We start from the raw sequence: 23,113 nt of genomic DNA, 5'->3' as shown, positions 1-23,113 counted from the left end.
CTAAAGAGTGGTTTATTTAATAAAGCTCAGCTGTTTGCTAATTTTTTCTAAAATCGGGGCTTTCTTGGCTTGAAACTCAACTTTGTTTTGTTGAATCAGGTTGTTGCCTTTAGTATCGATAGAAATAATGAGCGGACCAAATTCTCTCACTCGATTTATCCAAAGAGTTTCTGGCATACCTAAATCCTGCCATTCAGCACCTTCAATCTCTTCAACTAAGGTTGCTGCGAGTACCGCACAGCCGCCTGGAAAAATTGCATGAACGGCAATATTTTCCTGACATCCAGCAGCTGTTTCTGGTCCCATGCCACCTTTACCTACAATAAGCTTAACGCCAGTTTGTTTGATAAATTCCCGTTCGAATTTTTCCATCCGCATACTGGTTGTCGGTCCGATCGAAACCATTTCGAAGTCGTTTTCACCTTTCTTGCGCACAATAGGGCCAGCGTGAAAAATCGCTCCGCCTTCAAGGTTAACTGGTAGTTCTCGACCTTGTTCGATTAGTCTGCGATGGGCAACATCGCGACAAGTTACCAAACGGCCAGTCAAATAAACGACATCACCGACTTTAAGGTCTAAAAGATCTTCATCTTTAATAGGAGTGGTCAGAATTTTTTTCATAGTACAACTCCTTCATGAGATAAGATTTCATAAGACATATCTGGGTTAATCTTAATTTTGCCACGGCGATGTGCCCAGCAACCTGTATTTACGGCAACCCCAATAGTTGATGGGTGGCGTGCAGAAGATTCAATATTGACTCCCATCACGCTGTTATTACCTGTGAGTCCCTGCGGGCCAATACCAATTTCATTAAGACCTTGTTCTAACAGTTGTTCCATTAAGGCAGCGCGTGGATTATCACTTGTTGAGTCAACCGGACGCATAATCGCGAGTTTAGAAAGACGAGCTGCGGTTTCAACCGAAGTTGATACCCCAACACCAACTAGTAACGGTGGACAGGCATTTACACCGCGTTCGGTAATAACATCCATCACAAATTCAGCAACACCTTCATAGCCTTGACCTGGCATTAAAACTTTTGCCGCACCGGGTAGGGTACAACCGCCACCAGCCATATAGACATCAATGGTACAAGTGTCGAGTTCAGGCACAATACGCCAGTCTAACCATGGAATTTGAGTACCAGTATTGGTGCCCGTATTTTTTTCATCGAAGGTTTCGACAGCATTGTGACGTAAAGGACCTATGCGAGTTGCTTCAGCAGTTGCTTCGCTCAAAATATCTTGAAGTTCACCAAGCAAAGGGAAGTTGGCACCTGCTTCAACGAAATATTGAATCACACCCGTGTCTTGGCAGCTTGGGCGGTTGAGCTTATCGGCTGCTTGCTGATTTTCTTCCATCGAGTCATAAACTGACTTAGCCAATGGATTGGTTTCTAAAGTACGCAGTTCAATTAACTTGCTTTTCACATCTTTAGGTAGGCGTTTTCCAATATAAGCCGTAAATTTGGCCATGGTGTCCGTAAGGGACTGGACTGCAATATCTTTGTCCATGTTGTGCTCCTTGAAGAAACTTGTTCAGATCTAATTGATGTAAATAGGGTTATTGAGTTGCTTTGGCAGTGTTTACTTTCACTTTTTGGGAGAAGCTCAGCACTAGTGTCAGTAAGGTTGAGATAATGAGTAGGCCTGCCACAAAATAGAGTCCACCTGTGAAGTCTCCAGTTTGATCTTTAATCCAGCCGATCATCGCAGGGCCTGCAAACCCACCTAAATTTCCGATTGAGTTAATCGTGGCAATGCCTGCTGCTGCGGCTGATCCTGATAAGAACATGGTTGGCATGCTCCATAGAGGTGGTTTGGCACAGCTAATACCGACATTCACAATGGTAAGTGCTGCAATTAATCCAATGACATTGTGTGTTCCAGCTGCAATTGCGAGACCAACTGCTGCAGTTAAACATGCAAGAGCAACATGCCATGTACGTTCATTGGTGCGGTCAGAGTGTCGAGACCATAAAACCATGGCAATGACAGAAACGATTGGTGGAATGGCATTTAAAAGCCCGACAGTCATAGACGTTACGCCAAGCTGTTTAATAATTTGTGGTGCCCAGATGCCGAGGGTATAAAGCCCAGCTGACGTTCCGAAATAAATCAATGCAAGGGCAAGTACTCGTGGGTTGGCAAGACCGCGAAGAATGCTGTGATGCTGAGGTGCATTTTTCCCTACATCTTCTTCCTTCATGGTTTTTACAAGCCATTCGCGTTCATCCTGTTTTAACCAAGTGGCTTGTTCAGGACGGTCAGTCATATATTTAAAAACGACAACGCCTAAGATGAGTGCTGGTATAGCTTCAATAATGAACATCCATTGCCAGCCAGCGAGTCCCCAAATTCCATGCATTTCAAGTAACGCGGCAGAGATTGGTGAACCAATTGCTGTGGCAATTGGGGCGGCTGCCATAAATAAAGCAATCACACCAGCGCGATGGCGTGCAGGAAACCAGTAAGTTAAGTACAAAATAATGCCCGGAAAGAAACCCGCTTCGGCAACACCGAGTAAAAATCGCATAACGTAAAAGCTGGTTGAGCTTTCTACAAATGCCATTCCCGCTGCAATCAGACCCCAAGTCACCATGACTCGAGCAATCCAGATACGGGCACCGACTTTATGCAAAATAATGTTGGATGGGACTTCAAATAAGAAATAGCCCAAAAAGAAAATTCCGGCACCAAACCCGAGAACTGAGGCGGTAAACCCTAGATCTTCTTTCATGGTGAGTGCTGCAAAGCCAATATTGACGCGGTCGATATAGGCTACAAGGTATAACAACATAATAAACGGTACGATTCTCCACGTGATTCGACGTAACGTTCGCTTTTCAATATCCATTTCCATGTCATGACTCCATATTCATGACTACCAATCCTGATTGGTAGTTTTCGCTTTCTTTACCGCTATTCATTCGGCTAGATGGCTTTTTCCCGTTCATCCACAGCATTCCTTCTGCGGACGTTTTTATGCTCTTAAACAAGAGACGGCTTATGTCGGGAAACAATGAAATGGATGTTAAACCCTTTAAAAAACTGATGAATCGATATAAAGTTAAATCACTATTGCAAAAAACTTAATAATCATGAACGCAGATACGGAATTAGCTTTCTTTTGTTTATTGGTTAAACAAGGAAGTCTTGTCGCGACGGCACGAGAGTTAAACTTGACTCCACCTGCGGTTTCTAGACGTTTAACTCAACTTGAAGAGCGTTTGGGAGTAAGGCTTTTAAATAGAACAACACGCCGAATTAGCTTAACCAGTGAAGGTGAGGTCTACTTTGAAAATGCGGTTCGTATTTTAAAAGAGATCGATGAAATGGAGCGTTTGGTTTCAAGTAGTCGAGCAGCACCCAAAGGGGTATTGCGTGTGAATGCGCCTTTAGGCTTTGGTCGTTCTTATATTGCTCCAGCGATTTCTACATTTGCCAAAATCTATCCTGATGTCGATGTCCAACTGCATTTAACTGATCGCCCGATTAATCTGCCAGATGAAGCCATTGATGTGTCAATCCGCTTTGGTGAAATACCCGATTCGCGTCTCATTGCCAAAAAATTGGCAGCCAACCGCCGTTTATTATGTGCATCACCTAGCTATTTAAAAATGGCAGGGCAACCGCTCACTCCCCATGATTTAACGCAGCATCAGTGTATTGTGATTCGGCAAAATGATTCAGCTTATGGGAATTGGCGGTTGAGTCATGGCAAACAAGTTGAAACTGTTAAAGTTCATGGGCAACTGAGTACCAATGATGGGGCAGTCGCATTAAATTGGGCTTTAGAAGGCTACGGAATTTTGATGCGAGCAGAGTGGGACGTAGCGAAATATTTAAGAAGTGGTAGATTGGTTCAGGTGTTAGCGGACTATGAAACACCACCAGCAGATGTCTATGCGGTGTATTTAGAGAGACTTAATCTGTCACCTAAAGTCGCGCACTTTTTAGATCATTTGCGCCAATTTTTAAATCAGCATGTCGATGGGCCAGAGCCGCGTTCAAGCTGGTAATGATGGTATTAATCTTGATTAAAAAAGCCAACTTAAAGTCTAAGTTGGCTTTCAACATTATTTTCTATTTAAACGTAAATGCAATAAACGCGTTGCTGAGGTGTGGCGAATTTCATCGATTCGTGCATTAAAATATCGTTCAGTAATGGCTTCCCCTGAAAGATCTTCGACCACTTCAAATCCCATCTGCTCCACTGCATGATGTAAATCTATTGGTTTAAATTGACCTAATAAAGGTTCTTTCAGCAAATGGGTAAACTGTGCAACGCCCATACTTCCAAGTCGCTCAATACCATTTAATTCCTGAAAATCGGTTGAATAGTCGAGTACCACTTCACTACCGTTTGCAGCAAATTCTGCAATACTTTTTAAAGTTTCCAAGGTGGTTTGCGGGTTTAAATAGTGCGTTGTGCCTAACCAAGAAAAAAATGCAGGAGCAGATGAATCATAGGCACTTCTGGTCAGGGCTTCTGAAATAGACTCTTTTTCAAAGTTAATCGCGACAAACTCAACGGTAGTAGGAATATTTCCTAACTTTCTTAGCTTGGCTTGTTTGGCCGCTTGAGTATCAGGATGGTCCACTTCAAAAATTTTCAAAGTAGGGTAATGGTGTGATTCACGTAGTGCAAAAGAGTCTAGGCCAGCACCCACTAACACATATTGTTGAATATTTTGTTGAACTGATAGATCAAGTAAATCTTCGGCATAACGAGAGCGTCCGACCACTTGCCCAGTAAGTAAACCTAAAGTGCGGTTTAAAACCGAAGAATTCATGACTTTAACAATCAGTGGGTTAGAGAGCAGTTTTTTCCAGCCTTTACTGGTCAGCTCAAAAGCATAAGGATCTGAAAATACAGGGTTCTTCGTATTTTGAAAATGATTGGCTCTTAATGCAGCAGCGGCCTCGGCGGTACGACTTGATTGACCTTCTTTCATCTTTATCCTGTTTTTTTATTTCTTGAAGATACTCAACGAAGAAGGCAGTGTATTTCATGAAAACCTAAAATACACTGCCTCTTTCTTACAACTGATTTGATCGAAATTACAAATTAGTGAGTTTTTGTCGTTTGATACGTCACTTCATAATCTTTCAAATCCACTTTTTCCAAACGTTGTTTAAGTTTTTTCAGTGACCACGGCCATGCAGCAAAGTTACGTCCGTTGGCATCAAGGTAATAACTCTTACAGCCGCCGCTATTAAATACCGTTGTTTGTAAGTGCTTTTGCACTAAATCGTTATGCTTTTTAATCACATCAGATTTAACATTTAATTTGCTAATTCCTTTGTTTTTAATTTTCAATAAGCCATCTACGATATAGTCGAGCTGCGCTTCTGCCAAACCAATGAAAGAGTCATAGACCAGTACGTTAGGCCCTAAAACTAAAAATGCATTTGGTACATTTTCAATGTTAGTCCCCAAGTAAGCCTCTGGTGAACTACTTTTCCATATGTCTTGTAAACATTGACCTTTTTCATTGTGGACACGTTTACCAATGGGTGGATGAGATACTTCAAAGCCTGTACCCCAAATAATCACATCCACTTCGTGGCGTTCACCATTGGCAGCAACCACCGTATTGCCTTCAACCTTCACTAAGCCATGAGGGATCAGGGTCGTGTTTGGTGCTTGTAGTGCTGGATAATAATTGTTAGCGAATAAAATACGTTTACAACCAATGTCAAAGTTCGGCGTTACGTTTTTACGTAGTACAGGGTCATTAATTTGCAATTTAAGTAATTGCTTACCCAATACATTGACTGGTTTGAGCGCAAGAGGGTTACGTAAACCAAAGTTAATTGCATTCAGCGTTAGCGCTACACTTTTACGCCAGCTCGCCTGAATAGCCGGATATTTGGCAATGACTGTTTTACTAAACTCGCCCAAGTCTGTATCTGGTTTCGGTAGTACCCAAGGTGCTGTACGCTGGAACACAAACAGTTCTTTTGCTTTTGGTTGGATTTGCGGCACAAATTGAATAGCAGATGCACCAGTACCAATCACTGCAATGCGTTTACCTGTCAAATCATAATCATGGTTCCATTTCGCTGAATGGAACATTTCGCCTTTAAAAGTTTCTAAGCCTTCAAGACGTGGAACTTGAGCTTCGGTAATTGGACCTGTGGCAAAAATAACGGTTTTAGACAAATATTGACCAGTACTGGTATCAAGTACCCACACATGACGTGAGTCATCCCACGCTGCGTTGAGCAGTTCGCTATTAAACTCGATTTTAGACGTAACATTAAACTCGTTACTCACATCTTCCAGATAACTTAAGATTTCTGGTTGGCGCGCAAATAAATGGCTCCATTTTGCACTTGGTGCAAATGAATAAGAGTAAAGAGCAGAAGGTACATCACAACCACAACCTGGGTAGGTATTTTCACGCCATGTTCCACCAACACGGCCAGCTTTTTCAATAATCTTATAATTGGTATAACCCACTTGATCTAGGCGAATAGCAGCGGCGATCCCTGAAATACCAGCCCCCACAATAAAAGTATCGAAAATATGGTTTGGTGATTTGACAGCTTTTTTTGCTGAAGCATTTGTTTTCATTTGAGCAGTCATATGTGTACTACCTATAAATTTCTTATTTAAATAATTTGTACGATGTGCCAAGGAACTTGTTATACAAGCTTGGAGATGCACGTTTCATGAGCCAGAATAACTTCGCATCAATTTGAGGAATCGTATACAACTCATCCTGATCAAGGCGATTAAGCGTTAATCTTGCAACATCGTCACTTGTCGTGAAGGCATAGTTCATCAGCGCATGGTCTGCTAGCTTTGAATAGCGTCCTGGAATTCGACCATTTTTAATGATGTTGGTTGGAACCAGCGTCGGGCAGAGTACATTCACTTTAATATTAAACTTATGCAGTTCAGCCGAAAGCGTCTCTGAAAGCGCACGCACACCTGCTTTAGTCACGTTATAAGCGGTCATTTCTGGTGCAGCCGTATACGATGCAGCAGATGCCACATTAATAATCGCACCGTAACCTAGCTTTTTAAACTTTGGAACAAATGCATGGCAACCGTGAATAACACCCCAAAGGTTAATATTCATAACCCATTTCCAGTCTTCTAGGCTTAGCTCGTCAAACTTACCACCCAAACCCACACCAGCATTATTAATGACAAGAGTTACAGGGTGTCCAAGTAAAATTTCAGCAGTTTCAGCTAGATGATTAACCTGTTCAGCATTACCCACATCACAACGCATAGCAAAAGCTTTAGCGCCTTCTTGTTCAAGAAGTTTTACTGTTTCTTCAGCAGCTTCGAGATTAATATCTGCACACACTACGCTGCCACCACGTTTTGCAAGTTCAAGTGCAAAACTTCGACCAATCCCACTGCCTGCACCCGTCACTACGGCATAAGCTTTTTGGCTTGGTTTAACTTTCTTTTTGCCAAATAAAATCATGATTCATCCATAAATAGCTTGAAGAGATACCAGCTATCTGTTCGATAGCTGGAAATACAGGACGATTAAGACATGCGTACTGGTGGGGTAAATTCTTTAACAAAGTAAGGTGCAATCGCACCGCCTTCGTTCAGTAATTTCTGTTTGTAATACTCAAGATATTCAGTCGTATCATGATCATTTGGATGAAAGTCTGGACGTAAGTAGTCAAGAATTTGACCAATCGTACTGCCAAAGACACCATCTTTTGGACCAAAAATTAAGCCTACACCACGACGAGCATCTTTCCAGAATTTTAAGGTCAACATCTCTTGCGGCTTTCTTAATACAGGGACAAATAATGTAGTCGCAGGGATTAAGCCTAAAATCGTAAATAGCGCAAGGAAGAAACCAGATGCGCGCAGTGGATAGCTGCCATTCAAGATTTGATAAACATCGTAGGCAATGTCTTTATGTTCAGATTCTTCAAGCATATGCCACATCCACAACGCACGGCTTTTTGCATCATCTGAATAATAGAAATTCTTTTCATGCTTCATCATGTATTCAGCAAGTACCGCAGTAAAATGCTCAATACCTGCCATCATTGACAATTTTAGGGGTTGTGGAAATTTCAAAAATACATATTTAAAGAAGTTCGAACCAAGAAAGCGATATAGCGCAACAGGATATTCAGCATCTTGAAGAGCATCGTTATATTCATTGTGCAATTTAGAATGAATTGCTTCTTGGCCAATCAGTGAGGTAACACGTTGCTTTAAAACTGGGTCTTTAATAAATTCGCGGTGATGGCGAGCTGTTTCAATAACCAGATCTTCACCATAGGTTAAAAACACCGAAAGTGTGGCAAAAAACAAAGTAGCAAATTGATTGTCCATATAGAATCTGACATCAATTTCCTTTCCATCAAAACCAATATTTAAATGTCGGATTGGAATTGAGCTTTTGCTAGAAAAATCCGGTAACTCAATTTCACGCTGAAATTTAAGTTTGTTGAATGATTTTTTAACTGCGGTCGAGATCATGGCGACACCCTGAGGCAAAGTAGTGGTGCATTTTGATGAAAATCAATAAACTCAATGATCAACAAAGCACTGTAAAATTCCATTTTCAAAAGCAGATGATTCTCTGCATTGACTACGGTGTTGTTGCTCCGTTATTTGTTTGATTATTTGGCTGAATAACGGAAAGAAGAGGAAAGATAGACAAACTATTTAGTGACTCTTCTTTAATTTTTTCATATTAATCTGACTTTATGTTCGGATTCAATTCGGGTAAATTTTTAAAAATATCAAAGTATTTTATAGACCCGTTCTGCAATAAAAATTTTAGATTTAATGATTTTATCTATTTGAAAAACAATAAATTAATTTAAATTTTAGCTATTGCAGCAGTCACTTAAAAACACAGTTTCACTCATAGCTTGGGGCATGTTTTTCCCATTTCTTTTTACTAAGTTTGACAACTATTCGGATTTTGTTTTTATATTTCTTCTGAGTCAAATTACATGCTAATCTGACTTTATGTTCGGATTATTGATTAGATCGTATGACTACGCGTAAACCTCGTCAAACTCGAGCCAAAGTCACTGTCGACACGATTATTGAAGCAGGTTTTATTGCAGTGGCACTTCACGGACCAAGTGGTACTACAACACGCCATATTGCAGAGATTGCAGGGGTGAGTGTCGGATCTTTATACGAATATTTTAAAAATAAAGAAGAAATTTATGATGCGATGAATCACTTTTTTGTTCGGGAAATTCTGGACATGATTACAGAGCTTACACCGACGATTTTACAGTTGGAGTTAGAGCCTGTCATCGAAATGATTTTTTATACTTTTAGTGATTTATTAAAGAAAAATAATGACCGCTATTTGACTGTTTTGCGCTATGCAGGGGAATTGCAGTACGACAAATACATCCCAAAAATTGAACAGGCTTTAATGGAAGTGATCATGAAATATATGATGCACAATCCTAAATACCTAAAAATCAATAATTTGCCTGTAATTACCTACATTTGTATCAATAGCGGAATTTTTAATGTCGCACGGCATCTTATTTTGCCAAATCCTTATATTAGTTTTGATGAAATGGTGCAGGGGCTAACCACGATGATTATGAGCTATATCAATACAGAGATGGCACGTTCAGAAGAACATTGAGCTGAGTTAGAATTTTTAAGTCCGATCAACAATAAAAAAGCCCTCGCATAAATTTTATGCGAGGGCTTAGTTACATTATGGCATGGTTGGAACTTCTTCAGGACGCATATCGAAAATCAAAATTTCGGCGTTATCACCATTGGTAAACGATAAACTTCCGCCTTCACGAATACGTGCAGCATCGCCAGTGTTAAATGTTTTACCATTTACATCAACACGACCTTTAGCAACGTGTAGGTAAACATATCGACCTTCAGGAATCACAAATTCAGCAGTTTCTTCACCGTCAAAAAGACCTGAGTAAATATTAATGTCTTGTTTGATCGATAAAGTTTTCTCACCACCTTTCGGTGAGATGATCAAATGCAATTTACCGCGTTTGTCTGCTTCATCAATATGAACTTGTTGGTAGCCCGGATCTGTATTCACTTCATTTGGAACAACCCAAATTTGCAAGAAATGAACGCCTTCATGAGCTGAATGGTTAAATTCACTATGAGCAACGCCACGACCTGCACTCATGAGCTGAATGTCACCTGGCACAATCACAGAACCTGTACCCATTGAGTCTTTATGCTCTAATGCACCTTCAAGCACATAGGAAATAATTTCCATATTGCGGTGAGGGTGAGTACCAAAGCCTTTAGATGGAGCAACGTTATCATCATTAATTACAAGTAGATCAGAAAAACCAACTTGTTTAGGATCCCAATAGTTAGCGAATGAAAAGCTATGTTTTGATTGTAACCAACCATGATGTGCTGCACCACGCTCGTGAGATAAACGCATATCAAACATGATGTATTCTCCTGATTTAATTTTCTATCTGAGCGTAGTTTATCGTAGCGTTTATTGTAATAAAGCACTGAAAATGGAAAGCTTGGTACGATTTTTAGAACGATTAAATGAAAATTATTTTTTGACTAAGAAAAAGGGCTCTTTGGGTTAAAATTGAAATTTTACTTTTAAAGCTAAAGATGAAAATGGAGAAATAGCGAGATCGCCAAACACTTTTAAATAGAACAATTGAAAGAAAAATGAATCTTTTTATCCTATTTAATTGGTAGAAAATTTAGAGATATTTCATGCTATATACACATTAGTCTACTCTGTGTATTTAAATGAACTTAATAATGGGAATGAATAAAAAGCTAATATTAAAAATAATTAAACCTAAACTATTTGGAAATAAAGTTACTTTTCAATGGAAATGTTTTGTATTTACCAATGATTGTAATGGTGAAATTAAAATCACCTTTCTTTTCAATAGTTTGAGTGAGAGTGTGTTATTGTAAATAAATGTGAAAATATTCACAAAGCTATAATTTTTTGTTAAGATCATTAACATTAAAAACATAGAGATAATAATAATGATCAATAAAGTATTAATAGTGTTGTGTGTGGGTATCGTCTTTGTATTGGGATATTGGGCCTATTTAGATACTCAAAATAAAAGACATCAAGAGCTAATGCGGATCATTCAAGAAGCAGAACAAAATTTACAAAGTATCGAACGCAATCCTAATCATGCTCACCACAGCAATTTGGCTTCTTATAATTTGCAAGGATATATAAGTGAGAAAAGAATTATTTTCTAAAAATATTGAATGATAAATTTCTGAATTTTACTTTGTCATTGGTCATATCTTTTCATAAATTTTGATCATGTTTCTGTTGAATCTGTTAAACTTATTTAACGTATAGTAAAAAAGCTGCATAGGGGTTATGCAGCTTTTTTGTGTTTCAAGAGGGGCTGTGGCTATTTCCTATGTACGAGCTAGAAATCAAATGAGTGGCATATTTGTTGCTTCATAAGTTTGAGATTCTTGTTTATAGGGCTGAACAGAAAAACAATATTGTTCAGCGACCTACATAGAAGTAAATATTCCACAGTTCAGATTTTGCATAGAGGCTACTTATGGCGGCGCCCAATTCTTCGGCAGGCTGGTTAGAGCGTTTATTTAAGTTAAGCGACAATAAAACCACTTTCCGAACTGAAGTTCTTGCTGGTGTAACTACATTCCTAACGATGTGTTACATCATTATTGTCAATCCACTCATTTTATCTGAAACCGGCATGGATCATGGTGCCGTATTCGTTGCGACCTGTTTGGCAGCAGCAATCGGATGTTTAGTAATGGGGATCATTGCAAATTATCCAATCGCACTGGCCCCTGGTATGGGTTTAAACGCTTACTTTACCTACTCGGTTTGTATGGGGATGGGCGTGCCATGGCAAACAGCTTTAGCGGCTGTTTTTGTTTCAGGCCTTGTTTTTCTTGCAATTAGCTTCTTTAAAATTCGTGAAGCAATTGTCAATGCGATTCCGATGTCACTTAAGTTTGCAATCGGTGGGGGTATTGGATTATTCCTAGCACTGATTGCACTAAAAAATGCAGGAATCATTGTTGATAACCAAGCGACATTAGTCGGTTTAGGTGATATCAAACAGCCTACAGTATTATTAGCGCTATTCGGATTTTTAATGATTGTAGTTTTACATCAGTTAAAGATTCGCGGTGCAATCATTATTAGTATTTTAGTCGTTACAGGCATTGCTACTGCTTTAGGTCTAAACGAATTTAAAGGTGTAGTGGGGCAAATCCCTTCAATTGCACCAACGTTCATGCAAATGGACTTTAAAGGTCTATTTACAGCAAGTATGGTCGGCGTCATCTTTGTATTCTTTATTGTCGATTTATTTGACAGTACGGGTACTTTGGTTGGTGTTTCACACCGTGCGGGTCTTTTACAAGACGGTAAATTACCTCGTTTGAAGAAAGCATTATTTGCAGACTCTACTGCAATTGTTGCTGGTGCTGCATTAGGTACATCTTCAACTACGCCATATATTGAATCAGCTTCAGGTGTAGCTGCGGGTGGACGTACTGGTTTAACTGCTGTTGTGGTTGCTGTCTTATTTATCTGCTGTTTATTTTTAGCACCTCTTGCTCAATCTGTACCAGGTTTTGCCACAGCGCCAGCTTTATTGTTCATTGGTGTGTTGATGATTCAAGGTATCACTCATATCGATTGGGATGATATTACAGAAGCTGTTCCAGCCTTTTTAACTATTGTATTTATGCCATTCACCTATTCAATTGCTGATGGTATTGCAATGGGCTTTATTAGCTATGCATTAGTTAAATTATTCACGGGTAAGGCAAAAACTGTACCGTACATGGTATGGATTATTGCTGCACTTTGGGTATTTAAATTTATCGCGTTTGGCGGTTAATATGATTTTTTATAATTTTTTTCTTGAGCTATCTTAGTCATAGTTTCTAATAAGAAGAAAGTTATAGAAGGGTGTGATTTTGACCACACCCTTTTTTCTTTAGATGTGGAGTTAATATGAATCAAGTCGAGCTGATTCGCGCCTTACCAAAAGCCGAATTGCATGTGCATATTGAAGGGACTTTTGAACCTGAATTAATGTTTGCAATTGCCCAGCGCAATCAGATTCAGATTCCTTACAAATCTGTTGAAGAAGTAAAGCAAGCTTATAACTTTCATAATCTTCAATCATTCTTAGATATTTACTATGCTGGTGCGAATGTTCTTGTACATGAACAAGACTTTTATGATTTAGCATGGGCCTATTTTGAGAAATGTGCTGAAGATCATGTCGTTCATACAGAAATGTTCTTCGACCCGCAAACTCACACTGACCGTGGTGTTGCATTCTCAACAGTGATTGGTGGTTTAAAGCGTGCGTGTGCAGATGCTAAAGCTAAGTTTGGTATCAGCTCTCAATTGATTATGTGTTTCTTACGTCATTTAAGTGAAGAAGCTGCATTTGAAACACTTGAACAAGCTTTACCATTTAAACAAGACATTATTGCAGTCGGCCTCGATTCAAGTGAAGTAGGGCATCCGCCAGCTAAATTTGAACGTGTTTTTGCTAAAGCTCGTGAAGAAGGCTTCTTAATCGTTGCTCACGCTGGTGAAGAAGGTCCACCTGAATATGTATGGGAAGCTTTAGATCTACTCAAAGTGAATCGTATTGATCATGGTGTACGTTCTGAAGAAGACGAACAATTAATGACGCGTTTAATTAACGAAAAAATGCCTTTAACTGTTTGTCCTTTAAGTAACTTAAAGCTATGTGTTGTTAAGGATATGAAAGATCATAATATCCGTCGTCTATTGCAAAAAGGTGTACACGTGACGGTTAACTCAGATGATCCTTCATATTTCGGTGGATATATGAATGATAATTTCTTTGCTATCCAACAAGCTTTAGACTTAAACAATGATGAGTTGAAGCAACTCGCAATTAACTCTTTTGAAGCCTCTTTCATTTCAGATGAAGAAAAACAAAAGTGGATTGCAGAAATCCAAAAAATCTAAATAAAAAAACCGCCTATCTCAGGCGGTTTTTTTATACATACGTTTTATTTAGGTTGTTTGGTCATACTATTTAAAATATTGTCTTTATCAACAAAGTGATGTTTTAAAGCTGCAAGCACATGCCCAACAATAAGCAAGCCTGCAAACCAAGAAATATAAACGTGTAATGGTTTAACAACAGCTAAAAGCTCTGGGTTATCTTGTACTAAACGCGGAATTTCAAATAAATATAAAACAGGGGCAGGGTGACCCGCGCTCCAGCTAAATAAACAACCCGTGACAGGTAAAGCCACCAAAATCACATAAAGCAATAGATGACCAATGTGAGCCAGAGTTTTCATCATTGGAGACATGCTGTCAGGTAGTTTTGGAGCTGGATGTGTATAGCGCCATAAAATCCGGATAATCACCAAAAAGATAATGGTGGTTGCAATATTTTTGTGCAGCGTAATGACATCGCCTTTAAAGGGGCCATCAACGTCATAACTTAAAAAATTTCCACTATAGAAACCAATAGCCCATGCTGCGATGAAAATGATTGCCATCACCCAATGCAGGATTTGTGCGGTACGGGTGTAATACTGAGATGAAACAGCAGGCATAAAAAACCTATTTTTTTGTCGTTTTGATTTTCAATTTTATGAGAAAGCACTGATTTTGAGAAATGTTTTAAATGTAACAGAGCGTGCTAAAAACAGAACGTTTAAGGAAAAATGCATTTGATGAGCTGAGTTTTGCTGTGGAAAAAGATTGCATAAATGCATCAAATTATTTGTTTCTTCTAAAGTCGAGTTTAGGCACAATACGCGCTGCCAACGTTCAATCAAAGGAAAAAATGATGAAAAAATTGATGCTCGCTCTAGCGCCAGTTGTTTTAGCTTTAACAGCGTGTGCAACGACTACAGGTACGGGTACAGGCGCTACTTCTGCACAAACAACAACTCAGCAGTTGGGTGTGGCTGCATTAAAAGTTGCTGTAAATGCGAAATGTATTACAGAGATTAATAATGTTGCCGCTTGGAAAACAGCAACAAAGCTTATGACTGCTGAGCAACGTGATAGCATTCAAACAAATGTTTGTGGTTGTGTGAGCGAAAAGGCACCAAATAGTGTAACGGCGGTAGAATTGGCAGCGGCTGCATTTGATGTAAATGCACGTGCTACAATTGTAAACCAAGTGGTTTCAAAAACTGTAAATGAGTGTGTGGCAGAAGCTTTACAAAAGTAATTAATGATTTTTGTATTAAAGAAGGCTGATTACTATTGATCAGCCTCTTTTGTTTAAAGGTGAAGAGTAAATGTTTATTGCTGGTGTAGATGAGGCGGGACGTGGCCCATTAGTAGGTTCCGTTGTGGCAGCGGCTGTTATTTTAGATCCGAATAATCCAATTGAGGGATTAAATGATTCTAAAAAATTAACTGAAAAGAAACGTGAAAAGTTATTTATTGAAATACAAGAAAAAGCTTTAGCTTGGTCAATTGCAGAAGCAACGCACGCTGAAATTGATGAATTAAATATTTTACAAGCGACTTTTTTGGCTATGCAGCGTGCTGTTGATGGTTTAAAAGCTCAACCACAAAAAGTGATTGTAGATGGAAATCAAATTCCAAAAGGAATCATTATTCCTTGTGAAGCTATTGTTGGGGGAGATGCGAGTCATCCAGAGATCAGTGCTGCGAGTATTCTGGCAAAGGTTACACGTGACCGACAAATGGCAGAATTAGATCAGCAATATCCATTATTTGGTTTTGCCAAACATAAAGGATATCCAACTAAAGCGCATTTTGAAGCGATTGCAGCGCATGGGGTAATCGATCAGCACCGCCGCAGCTATGCTCCTGTTAAACGTGCTCTAGGCTTATAAATACAAAGTCCTAAAAAATTTAAAGCGACTAGAAAGTCGCTTTAATTAGGGAGAGAATAACTTCATATTAACGATTGAAGTTTTTCTGTGCATAATTATCATCTTCAAAAGAAACTTGATAATCTTGATCAAGATGTTGAAGGTGTTCATGCATTGCACGTTCATGTTGAATACGTTGATAAATTTCTTCGCGATGAACAGAAACCTCTTTTGGTGCATTCACACCAATACGAACCTGGTTTCCTTTGACGCCAAGCACAGTAACACTGACTTGATCCCCAATCATTAATGTTTCCCCGACACGGCGGGTCAGAATCAGCATGTTTATCTCCTTGCTAAACGCTTAAAACTGCAATATTGGTACCCAAATAAAAGCTCAACCTCAGTTTTCAGTCAGATTCTAACAGAAATATGAGAACAAAGTCATATTTTGATAATCACTGCCAAAAAACTTTCCGTTTAATATAACAGAGCCGCTATAAAAAAAACTATAGCGGCTCTGTGTTTTCTTTGATTATTGTCGGACAAGTAAACATTTTTTAATGAATTATTGACCGTTTGGTAAAATTAAGCGCGGGCGCTGCTTTCACCATGTTCACGATCTAAACCAAAAGCGGTATGTAGACAACGAACAGCAAGTTCAAGATATTTCTCGTCAATAATGACAGAAACTTTAATTTCAGAAGTTGAAATCATAAGAATGTTGATGCCTTCGTCAGCTAGGGCAGTGAACATCTTGCTCGCTACGCCTGCATGTGAACGCATACCTACACCTACGATAGACACTTTAACGATGTCATCACGTGTTGAAACTTCACGGGCACCAATATTTTTGGCAGTTTCGTTCAAGATTTTTTCAGCTTTCGCTAAATCAACACGGTTTACAGTGAAAGTGAAATCTGTTGTGCCATCTTCTTCAACATTTTGCACTATCATGTCGACTTCAATATTGGCATCACTTACTGGTGATAAAATTTTAGAAGCAATACCTGGTTCATCAGGTACACCTAAAATCGTTAATTTTGCTTCGTCACGGTTAAAAGCAATACCTGCAATAATTGGCTGTTCCATAGTATCTTCCGCCTCAGTCGTAATGAGTGTACCTACATTTTCTTTAAATTCTTCGTCAAACGCGCCGTCGTTATCATTATCAAAACTTGATAATACACGTAAAGGAACTTGATATTTTCCGGCAAATTCTACTGAGCGAATTTGTAAAACTTTTGAACCTAATGAAGCCATTTCTAGCATTTCTTCAAAAGAAATACGGTCGATTTTTTTAGCTTTAGGAGCAACACGCGGGTCAGTGGTGTAAACGCCATCTACATCAGTGTAAATTTGGCATTCATCTGCTTTTAGGGCAGCAGCAAGAGCAACACCAGAAGTATCTGAACCACCGCGGCCTAGTGTTGTGATATTTCCATTAGCGTCAAAGCCTTGGAAACCTGCAACAACAATAACACGGCCTGCATCTAGGTCATTGGTCATGACATCTGTATCAATAGACTCGATACGCGCCTTGGTAAATGCACTGTCAGTTTTAATACCGACTTGACGTCCGGTATAGGATTTAGCTTCCACACCAATCGAATTAAGTGCCATAGCTAACATGGAAATCGTCACCTGTTCACCGGTTGAAACCATTTGGTCTAACTCGCGTGGGTCAGGTGTTTCGGTAATGGCTTTAGCGAGAGCAAGTAAGCGGTTTGTTTCACCACTCATTGCAGATACGACCACAACAACCTTGTGACCGTGATCATGCCAACGCTTAACACGACGAGCAACATTTAAAATGCGCTCGGGGGTACCCATAGAAGTACCGCCATATTTTTGAACGATTAATGCCATAGTTTTTCCATATAAGCCATGACCCTGAGAGGCTTTTCAGGGTCAGTTACACAAAAAGTGAAGTCTTATTTTTGTTCAAGCCATGCAGGTAATGCAGCAATAACTTGTCCAAACTTCTCGTTAAGTGGCGCGCCACCTTGTGCTAAGTCAGGTTTACCACCACCTTTACCACCTAACTCGGTTGCTAGATGTTTGATGATGTCACCTGCTTTTAGATTTGCAGTGTATTGTGATGCAACTGAAGCAAGTAGGCTAACTTTGTCACCCTCTACGCCAGCTAACACAATAACTGCATTCTCTAATTTTGATTTAACACTGTCATGTAAGTTGCGAAGTGATTTCGCGTCTACACCTTGAACAGTGGTAATAAGCGTTTGACGACCAGAAATCGTTTGTACCTGATCAATCAATTCTGACGCTTGGAAGTTTGCCAATTTCTGATTGAGCTGTTCAATCTGCTTTTGTAATGCAGAAACAAGTTCTACATTAGCCTGTACACGCTCAACAGTTTGGTCTTTCTGTGCTTTTAGTAAGCCATTAATGTGCTGGATATCTGAATCAGTTTTTTGTACTACTTCTAAAGCTTTAGTACCAGTCACTGCTTCAATACGACGTACACCAGCAGCTACACCGCCTTCAGAAGTGATTTTAAATAAACCAATATCACCTGTACGCTTAACGTGAATACCACCACAAAGTTCAATTGAGAAGTTTTTCTCATCAATCACTGAACCCATAGCGAGAACACGAACTTCGTTACCGTATTTTTCACCGAACAACATCATTGCGCCTTTTGCTTTTGCCGCTTCAATGTCAAGGAGTTCAGTGGTTACAGCTGTATTTGCGATAATTTCTGCATTAACTAAACGCTCAACCTGTTGTAACTGTTCAAAAGTTACAGGTTGATCGTTAGCAAAGTCAAAACGTAAGATATCACTTGCAACTAAAGAACCTTTTTGTTGTACGTGTGAACCTAAGATTTGACGTAGAGCAGCATGTAATAAGTGAGTTGCTGAGTGGTTGCGCGCAGTAGCTTCACGAATATCTGCTTTAACAATTGCTTCAACGTTTTGATCAGCTTTAAGGTTACCAACGGTCACAATACCTTGATGAACAAAGGCACCGCCTGATTTCTTAGTATCTTGAACTTCAAAAATACCAGTTTCGTTTTTGAAGATACCTGTGTCACCAATCTGACCACCACTTTCTGCATAGAAAGGAGTCTGGTTTAAAACGATAAGTGCTTCGTCGCCTTCAGAAACTTCATCAACTTGTACACCATCTTTGTAGATCGCTACAATTTGGCCTTGACCAGTGGTGTTGATGTAACCGTCAAACTGGGTTTCGCCTTCAACTTGTACAATGCTGTTATAGTCAATAGCAAATTTACCAGCATCACGAGCACGTTGACGCTGAGCAGCCATTTCTATTTCAAAACCAGCTTCGTCAATAATAAAGTCACGTTCACGTGCAATATCAGCAGTTAAGTCTGTTGGGAAGCCGTAAGTGTCGTAAAGTTTGAAGACTGTCGCACCAGGAATAGTCTTGTCTTTTAACTGAGCAAGTTCACCTTCAAGTAGTTTTAAACCTTGCTCAAGTGTTTTAGCAAACTGTTCTTCTTCACGAACTAAAGTTGCTTCAATCACATCTTTACGAGCTGCGAGTTCAGGATAAGCCTCACCCATAACTTCGATTAAAGGTTGCAACATTTTGTAGAAGAATGTACCGGTTGCACCAAGCTTATTACCATGACGCACAGCGCGGCGGATAATACGGCGTAGTACATAACCACGACCTTCATTGCTTGGGTTAACACCATCAGCAATTAAGAAACAGCATGAACGCGCATGGTCTGCAACAACACGTAAAGAAGGCTGACCTTCGTCTTCAATACCAATAATGTTTGCAGCAGCTTTTAATAAATGTTGGAACAGGTCAATGTCGTAGTTTGAATTAACATGTTGCAATACTGCAGAGATACGTTCTAAGCCCATACCTGTATCAACAGATGGAGCAGGGAGAGGGTGAAGCACGCCATCAGCAGTACGGTTGAACTGCATGAAAACGTTGTTCCAGATTTCGATGAAACGGTCGCCATCTTCTTCAGGTGTGCCTGGTAAACCACCCCAAATGTGATCGCCATGGTCAAAGAAAATTTCAGAACATGGACCACATGGACCTGTGTCACCCATTGCCCAGAAGTTATCAGATGCGTATTTTTCGCCTTTATTATCACCAATACGGATAATACGTTCAGGTGCTAAACCAATTTCTTTATTCCAGATGTCATAAGCTTCATCATCGGTGTGATAAACGGTCGCATATAAACGATCTTTAGGGAGAGCTAACCATTCATCGCTAGTCAAAAATTCCCAAGCGAATTTAAGTGCATCACGTTTGAAATAATCACCAAATGAGAAATTACCTAACATTTCAAAGAATGTATGGTGACGAGCAGTGTAACCAACGTTGTCTAAGTCATTGTGTTTACCACCAGCACGTACACATTTTTGTGATGTAGTTGCACGTACATAGTCACGTTTTTCAAGACCTAAGAAGCAGTCTTTAAACTGGTTCATCCCAGCATTTGTAAATAATAAAGTTGGGTCGTTGGCAGGAACAAGAGAACTCGACGCGACACGTGTATGCCCTTGCGTCTCAAAGTAGCGCAAAAATGCTTCACGAATTTCAGCAGATGTCATTAAACGAGTACTCACAACCAAGTCACTCCATATTTTCGAATTTGGCTAAATGTATCAATGCCTGTTTGTTTTATGCAAAACCTTGGCATGTGATACGGGGCTTATTTTTTAAAAACGCTAAATTGTAGCGGAAAAACCCCACCGAACCAACGATTTTAAAAGGAATATCTTACAAAACTGTGATTTGGCTAAAAATCTATATTCAATTGGGCATGACGTGCTTTACTATATGCCTTCTTTAGCCTGTAGTTTTGTAGATAAGGATAGGTCATGCAACGTATCGCCATTAATGGGTTTGGCCGAATTGGACGTAATGTTTTACGTGCCTGGTTTGAGAGCCCAAAACAATTTCAATTTGAAATCGTGGCGATTAACGATATAGCTGATGTGCAAACATTAGTGCATTTATTTAAATATGACTCAACACATGGCCGCTTCAATGGAAATGTGGAAATTTTCATTGAAAATGAAAAAGTTTTTTTGAATATTCAGTCAAATCAACGAACCCTAAAAGTTGAGGTTTTAAAGCAGAAACAACCTGAACTTTTACCATGGTCTAGTTTAGATGTTGATGTGGTGCTTGAGTGTACAGGACTGTTCCGTTCTCACGCTGATGCAACGCGTCATCTACAAGCAGGGGCGAAGCGGGTGATTATTGGGGCAGCACCTTTTGATCATGTCGATGCAGCCATTGTTTATGGTGTGAACCATCATGAAGTCAAAGTGACTGATCAGATCATATCAAGCGTTTCATGTACTACGCAGGCTTTAGTTCCATTGGTGAAAATCATTGATGATGCTTTTGGTATTGAAACAGCGCTTATGACCGAAATTCATGCAGTAACGGCAGACCAATCTGTACTTGATCATGCACATCGTGATTTGCGCCGCGCTAGAGCTTCAGGACAAAATATTATTCCGACCACGTCTAGTGCACTTGGTGCATTAAAACGTGTTATGCCTAAAATGGAAGACCGTATAGACGGTTATTCAATTCGGGTACCTACTATTAATGTAGCTGCAATTGACTTAACTTTTATCGCGCAATCTCCAATTACTGTGCATCATATTAATGAATTGCTAATTAAAGCATCTCAAACCGACTATGCGGAAATTATGGCAGTGACTGATGAGCCATTAGTTTCAAGCGATTTTAACCATTCTCCTTATTCACTCATTGTTGATTTAACTCAAACTATGGTTGTCGGGCATCAAGCTAAAGTATTTGCTTGGTACGATAATGAATGGGGCTATGCAAATCGATTATTAGATTTGTGCGATTCTTTCTGAAAGTGAATTAAAGTAATAAAGGATGTTGAATAAACATCCTTTTTGTAATTATTAATTTGAAGTATAAAAAGTTAAAAATAATGAAAATTATAAATATTAGTGTTGTGTAAAATTATATCTATTTGTATGATTCGCAAACATTAAAATTTTAATTATAGAGTTCATATGAAATTTAATTCAAAAAGAATAAGTGTTTTTTTAATTTTTACATCTACTATTATTTTAACTGCTTGTGGTGGTGAAAGCTCAGATCAAAATACCAATGGTCAAGCTGAAAATAATTTAGAAAAAGAAGACAAAATTTACCAAGTTTATTATCAATCTTCTGATATTTCTTCAGGTATCTATAGTGATTTTTTTGAAATTACTCAATATCCAATTAAAAATAATGAAATATTTTTTGCAAAGTCACGCAATCAACCATTAAAAAATGATTTTTTAACTGAACAGAAAATTTTAAATAAAGAGACACTGCAAACAAATATTGTAAAAAGGTTAACACCTAGTAGTTGGACTTATGAGTTAACTCCTGATTTGAAAAAAAATTTAAAGTTTGAAATTGTGAAGTTAGATGGTGAAAATATCTTTGATCGTGTATTGCCGGGCTATAAAGAAAATAAAAATCTAGAAACAGGCCTTCATAATCAACTTGATAAAAATTTAATTGAATTTTACCAAAACTATAAGAATGTTACGTTTCCAAAAAATAGTTATTGTTATCGTTTAAAAGAGACTCAATGGAATCAATCTTATATTTCATATATATCTAGTTTTAATGCCAATCCCACGTTTAGTGAAAAAAAGCAGTCAATAATCGAAAGATATAATAACTTAGGTCAAGATAAAAAGTATTTTAGGCTTCTAAACTCGCAGTGGCATGGCTATAACTTAACTGTTTTAGAAAACTTGGAAACTGGTGATATTGAAAGCGTACTGGGGAATAATAATGACCAGTCTGCTTCTATAGAGTTTGTATCAAGCAGTGTATGGGATGCTGATAGAAGTTTGGCGTATGAGAAGTCTCACCTTTATTCTATAGAAGATAACCCGCTTAATAATACGCATTCATTAACTGCTTTCAGACAAAAATTAAAAATCGCAAATCTTGAAAAAGGTTGCTTTGCTTTTAATACTCAAGCAGCTCAAGCTATTCAAAGATTAAATTTAGTTAACTGGCAACCCGGCGATAGTTCAGATATTAGCCCTTTCTTTAGTCGAAGAACTTTAGTAAGTAACTAAATTGGATGAGAGTAAGGCTTTGAATACTATTGTTTATTCTTATTATCTTCTTTTTGACTTTAGAGTTTATTAAGAAAGATTTATGCAAATTGTCAGGTGCATGGCAGAAAGTATCATGCTACACTAAGAGAAATCGGGTGTGTTCCCGATTTTTTTATGTGGGGTCGTTCCACGTTGATCAGATTTTAGGCTTG

21 protein-coding genes are annotated in these 23,113 nt (G+C 38.9%); 9 read left to right on the top strand and 12 right to left on the bottom strand.

The features are described from left to right. Window positions 1-12: 12 nt before the first annotated feature. Genes ttdB through AC1PJP_RS19335 form a run of 3 tightly spaced genes read right to left on the bottom strand, consistent with a single transcriptional unit; the run spans window position 13 to window position 2,865 of the window. Window positions 13-621, bottom strand: coding sequence for a L(+)-tartrate dehydratase subunit beta (gene ttdB, locus AC1PJP_RS19345; protein ID WP_000722967.1), 609 nt, complete (start codon window positions 619-621; stop codon window positions 13-15). Continuing rightward, complete coding sequence (gene ttdA / locus AC1PJP_RS19340) at window positions 618-1,517, bottom strand: L(+)-tartrate dehydratase subunit alpha (RefSeq protein ID WP_002163154.1); 900 nt, start codon at window positions 1,515-1,517, stop codon at window positions 618-620. The genes ttdB and ttdA overlap by 4 nt, the downstream gene beginning before the upstream one ends. Window positions 1,518-1,566: 49 nt before the next feature. Then, the gene (locus AC1PJP_RS19335; protein WP_440206921.1) at window positions 1,567-2,865 is read right to left on the bottom strand and encodes an MFS transporter; all 1,299 of its coding nucleotides are present in this window, start codon (window positions 2,863-2,865) and stop codon (window positions 1,567-1,569) included. A gap of 238 nt (window positions 2,866-3,103) precedes the next feature. On the opposite strand from AC1PJP_RS19335, the gene AC1PJP_RS19330 reads away from it, so the two are divergent. After that, window positions 3,104-4,024: a LysR family transcriptional regulator gene (locus tag AC1PJP_RS19330; protein ID WP_016141783.1), complete on the top strand. Its 921-nt coding sequence runs from the start codon at window positions 3,104-3,106 to the stop codon at window positions 4,022-4,024. Between the two features lie 57 nt (window positions 4,025-4,081). On the opposite strand, the gene AC1PJP_RS19325 is transcribed toward AC1PJP_RS19330, so the two are convergent. The 4 genes from AC1PJP_RS19325 to AC1PJP_RS19310 form a co-directional block, all read right to left on the bottom strand. Next, the gene (locus AC1PJP_RS19325) at window positions 4,082-4,960 is read right to left on the bottom strand and encodes a class I SAM-dependent methyltransferase (RefSeq protein ID WP_005299303.1); all 879 of its coding nucleotides are present in this window, start codon (window positions 4,958-4,960) and stop codon (window positions 4,082-4,084) included. Between the two features lie 113 nt (window positions 4,961-5,073). Then, the gene (locus tag AC1PJP_RS19320) at window positions 5,074-6,597 is read right to left on the bottom strand and encodes a flavin-containing monooxygenase (protein WP_005299300.1); all 1,524 of its coding nucleotides are present in this window, start codon (window positions 6,595-6,597) and stop codon (window positions 5,074-5,076) included. A gap of 22 nt (window positions 6,598-6,619) precedes the next feature. After that, window positions 6,620-7,453, bottom strand: a complete 834-nt coding sequence (locus AC1PJP_RS19315) for an SDR family NAD(P)-dependent oxidoreductase (protein ID WP_416707394.1) — start codon at window positions 7,451-7,453, stop codon at window positions 6,620-6,622. Window positions 7,454-7,518: 65 nt separating this feature from the next. Continuing rightward, a complete protein-coding gene (locus tag AC1PJP_RS19310; protein ID WP_005299295.1) occupies window positions 7,519-8,478 on the bottom strand; it encodes a metal-dependent hydrolase in 960 nt (319 codons plus the stop codon). 523 nt (window positions 8,479-9,001) lie between these two features. On the opposite strand from AC1PJP_RS19310, the gene AC1PJP_RS19305 reads away from it, so the two are divergent. Next, window positions 9,002-9,622, top strand: coding sequence for a TetR/AcrR family transcriptional regulator (locus tag AC1PJP_RS19305; protein ID WP_002163161.1), 621 nt, complete (start codon window positions 9,002-9,004; stop codon window positions 9,620-9,622). A gap of 75 nt (window positions 9,623-9,697) precedes the next feature. Here the strand turns inward: AC1PJP_RS19305 and AC1PJP_RS19300 are convergent, their stop codons facing one another. Further along, window positions 9,698-10,420, bottom strand: coding sequence for a pirin family protein (locus AC1PJP_RS19300; protein ID WP_005299292.1), 723 nt, complete (start codon window positions 10,418-10,420; stop codon window positions 9,698-9,700). 572 nt (window positions 10,421-10,992) lie between these two features. On the opposite strand from AC1PJP_RS19300, the gene AC1PJP_RS19295 reads away from it, so the two are divergent. From AC1PJP_RS19295 to AC1PJP_RS19285, 3 genes are all read left to right on the top strand, one after another. Continuing rightward, window positions 10,993-11,220: a hypothetical protein gene (locus tag AC1PJP_RS19295; protein WP_013198505.1), complete on the top strand. Its 228-nt coding sequence runs from the start codon at window positions 10,993-10,995 to the stop codon at window positions 11,218-11,220. Between the two features lie 320 nt (window positions 11,221-11,540). Continuing rightward, window positions 11,541-12,860, top strand: a complete 1,320-nt coding sequence (locus AC1PJP_RS19290; protein WP_004793782.1) for an NCS2 family permease — start codon at window positions 11,541-11,543, stop codon at window positions 12,858-12,860. Window positions 12,861-12,976: 116 nt separating this feature from the next. Beyond that, a complete protein-coding gene (locus AC1PJP_RS19285; RefSeq protein ID WP_151987342.1) occupies window positions 12,977-13,975 on the top strand; it encodes an adenosine deaminase in 999 nt (332 codons plus the stop codon). 44 nt (window positions 13,976-14,019) lie between these two features. Here AC1PJP_RS19285 and AC1PJP_RS19280 read toward each other — a convergent pair whose 3' ends face one another. Further along, entirely contained in the window at window positions 14,020-14,577 is a 558-nt protein-coding gene (locus AC1PJP_RS19280; protein ID WP_252060143.1) for a cytochrome b, read from the bottom strand. 236 nt (window positions 14,578-14,813) lie between these two features. Between AC1PJP_RS19280 and AC1PJP_RS19275 the strand changes: the two genes are divergently transcribed. Both AC1PJP_RS19275 and rnhB read left to right on the top strand, forming a co-directional pair. Beyond that, window positions 14,814-15,203: a hypothetical protein gene (locus AC1PJP_RS19275; RefSeq protein WP_004793775.1), complete on the top strand. Its 390-nt coding sequence runs from the start codon at window positions 14,814-14,816 to the stop codon at window positions 15,201-15,203. Between the two features lie 70 nt (window positions 15,204-15,273). Beyond that, a complete protein-coding gene (gene rnhB, locus AC1PJP_RS19270; RefSeq protein WP_004793774.1) occupies window positions 15,274-15,840 on the top strand; it encodes a ribonuclease HII in 567 nt (188 codons plus the stop codon). Window positions 15,841-15,907: 67 nt separating this feature from the next. On the opposite strand, the gene csrA is transcribed toward rnhB, so the two are convergent. The 3 genes from csrA to alaS form a co-directional block, all read right to left on the bottom strand. Beyond that, window positions 15,908-16,162, bottom strand: coding sequence for a carbon storage regulator CsrA (gene csrA / locus AC1PJP_RS19265; protein WP_004793773.1), 255 nt, complete (start codon window positions 16,160-16,162; stop codon window positions 15,908-15,910). A 245-nt stretch (window positions 16,163-16,407) separates the two neighbouring features. Next, window positions 16,408-17,688: an aspartate kinase gene (locus AC1PJP_RS19260; protein ID WP_004793772.1), complete on the bottom strand. Its 1,281-nt coding sequence runs from the start codon at window positions 17,686-17,688 to the stop codon at window positions 16,408-16,410. Window positions 17,689-17,753: 65 nt separating this feature from the next. Beyond that, on the bottom strand, window positions 17,754-20,390 hold the full coding sequence (gene alaS, locus AC1PJP_RS19255) for an alanine--tRNA ligase (protein WP_479768264.1): 2,637 nt from the start codon (window positions 20,388-20,390) through the stop codon (window positions 17,754-17,756). 270 nt (window positions 20,391-20,660) lie between these two features. Between alaS and gap the strand changes: the two genes are divergently transcribed. Together gap and AC1PJP_RS19245 are read left to right on the top strand one after the other, a co-directional pair. Continuing rightward, the gene (gene gap / locus AC1PJP_RS19250) at window positions 20,661-21,680 is read left to right on the top strand and encodes a type I glyceraldehyde-3-phosphate dehydrogenase (RefSeq protein WP_479768192.1); all 1,020 of its coding nucleotides are present in this window, start codon (window positions 20,661-20,663) and stop codon (window positions 21,678-21,680) included. A gap of 165 nt (window positions 21,681-21,845) precedes the next feature. Beyond that, window positions 21,846-22,919 carry a hypothetical protein gene (locus AC1PJP_RS19245; protein WP_479768190.1) on the top strand — a complete coding sequence of 358 codons (1,074 nt, stop codon included), beginning with the start codon at window positions 21,846-21,848 and terminating at the stop codon, window positions 22,917-22,919. Window positions 22,920-23,113 lie beyond the last annotated feature (194 nt).

Source organism: Acinetobacter sp. V116_7 (genome assembly GCF_056735735.1).
This window is presented reverse-complemented; position numbering and strand designations above follow the sequence as displayed.

What these genes read in the sequence shown, in the direction of transcription:
- ttdB (WP_000722967.1), bottom strand. Translation starts at nt 621, where the DNA reads ATGAAAAAAATTCTGACCACTCCTATTAAAGATGAAGATCTTTTAGAC.
- ttdA (WP_002163154.1), bottom strand. Translation starts at nt 1,517, where the DNA reads ATGGACAAAGATATTGCAGTCCAGTCCCTTACGGACACCATGGCCAAA.
- AC1PJP_RS19335 (WP_440206921.1), bottom strand. Translation starts at nt 2,865, where the DNA reads ATGGAAATGGATATTGAAAAGCGAACGTTACGTCGAATCACGTGGAGA.
- AC1PJP_RS19330 (WP_016141783.1), top strand. Translation starts at nt 3,104, where the DNA reads ATGAACGCAGATACGGAATTAGCTTTCTTTTGTTTATTGGTTAAACAA.
- AC1PJP_RS19325 (WP_005299303.1), bottom strand. Translation starts at nt 4,960, where the DNA reads ATGAAAGAAGGTCAATCAAGTCGTACCGCCGAGGCCGCTGCTGCATTA.
- AC1PJP_RS19320 (WP_005299300.1), bottom strand. Translation starts at nt 6,597, where the DNA reads ATGACTGCTCAAATGAAAACAAATGCTTCAGCAAAAAAAGCTGTCAAA.
- AC1PJP_RS19315 (WP_416707394.1), bottom strand. Translation starts at nt 7,453, where the DNA reads ATGATTTTATTTGGCAAAAAGAAAGTTAAACCAAGCCAAAAAGCTTAT.
- AC1PJP_RS19310 (WP_005299295.1), bottom strand. Translation starts at nt 8,478, where the DNA reads ATGATCTCGACCGCAGTTAAAAAATCATTCAACAAACTTAAATTTCAG.
- AC1PJP_RS19305 (WP_002163161.1), top strand. Translation starts at nt 9,002, where the DNA reads ATGACTACGCGTAAACCTCGTCAAACTCGAGCCAAAGTCACTGTCGAC.
- AC1PJP_RS19300 (WP_005299292.1), bottom strand. Translation starts at nt 10,420, where the DNA reads ATGTTTGATATGCGTTTATCTCACGAGCGTGGTGCAGCACATCATGGT.
- AC1PJP_RS19295 (WP_013198505.1), top strand. Translation starts at nt 10,993, where the DNA reads ATGATCAATAAAGTATTAATAGTGTTGTGTGTGGGTATCGTCTTTGTA.
- AC1PJP_RS19290 (WP_004793782.1), top strand. Translation starts at nt 11,541, where the DNA reads ATGGCGGCGCCCAATTCTTCGGCAGGCTGGTTAGAGCGTTTATTTAAG.
- AC1PJP_RS19285 (WP_151987342.1), top strand. Translation starts at nt 12,977, where the DNA reads ATGAATCAAGTCGAGCTGATTCGCGCCTTACCAAAAGCCGAATTGCAT.
- AC1PJP_RS19280 (WP_252060143.1), bottom strand. Translation starts at nt 14,577, where the DNA reads ATGCCTGCTGTTTCATCTCAGTATTACACCCGTACCGCACAAATCCTG.
- AC1PJP_RS19275 (WP_004793775.1), top strand. Translation starts at nt 14,814, where the DNA reads ATGAAAAAATTGATGCTCGCTCTAGCGCCAGTTGTTTTAGCTTTAACA.
- rnhB (WP_004793774.1), top strand. Translation starts at nt 15,274, where the DNA reads ATGTTTATTGCTGGTGTAGATGAGGCGGGACGTGGCCCATTAGTAGGT.
- csrA (WP_004793773.1), bottom strand. Translation starts at nt 16,162, where the DNA reads ATGCTGATTCTGACCCGCCGTGTCGGGGAAACATTAATGATTGGGGAT.
- AC1PJP_RS19260 (WP_004793772.1), bottom strand. Translation starts at nt 17,688, where the DNA reads ATGGCATTAATCGTTCAAAAATATGGCGGTACTTCTATGGGTACCCCC.
- alaS (WP_479768264.1), bottom strand. Translation starts at nt 20,390, where the DNA reads ATGACATCTGCTGAAATTCGTGAAGCATTTTTGCGCTACTTTGAGACG.
- gap (WP_479768192.1), top strand. Translation starts at nt 20,661, where the DNA reads ATGCAACGTATCGCCATTAATGGGTTTGGCCGAATTGGACGTAATGTT.
- AC1PJP_RS19245 (WP_479768190.1), top strand. Translation starts at nt 21,846, where the DNA reads ATGAAATTTAATTCAAAAAGAATAAGTGTTTTTTTAATTTTTACATCT.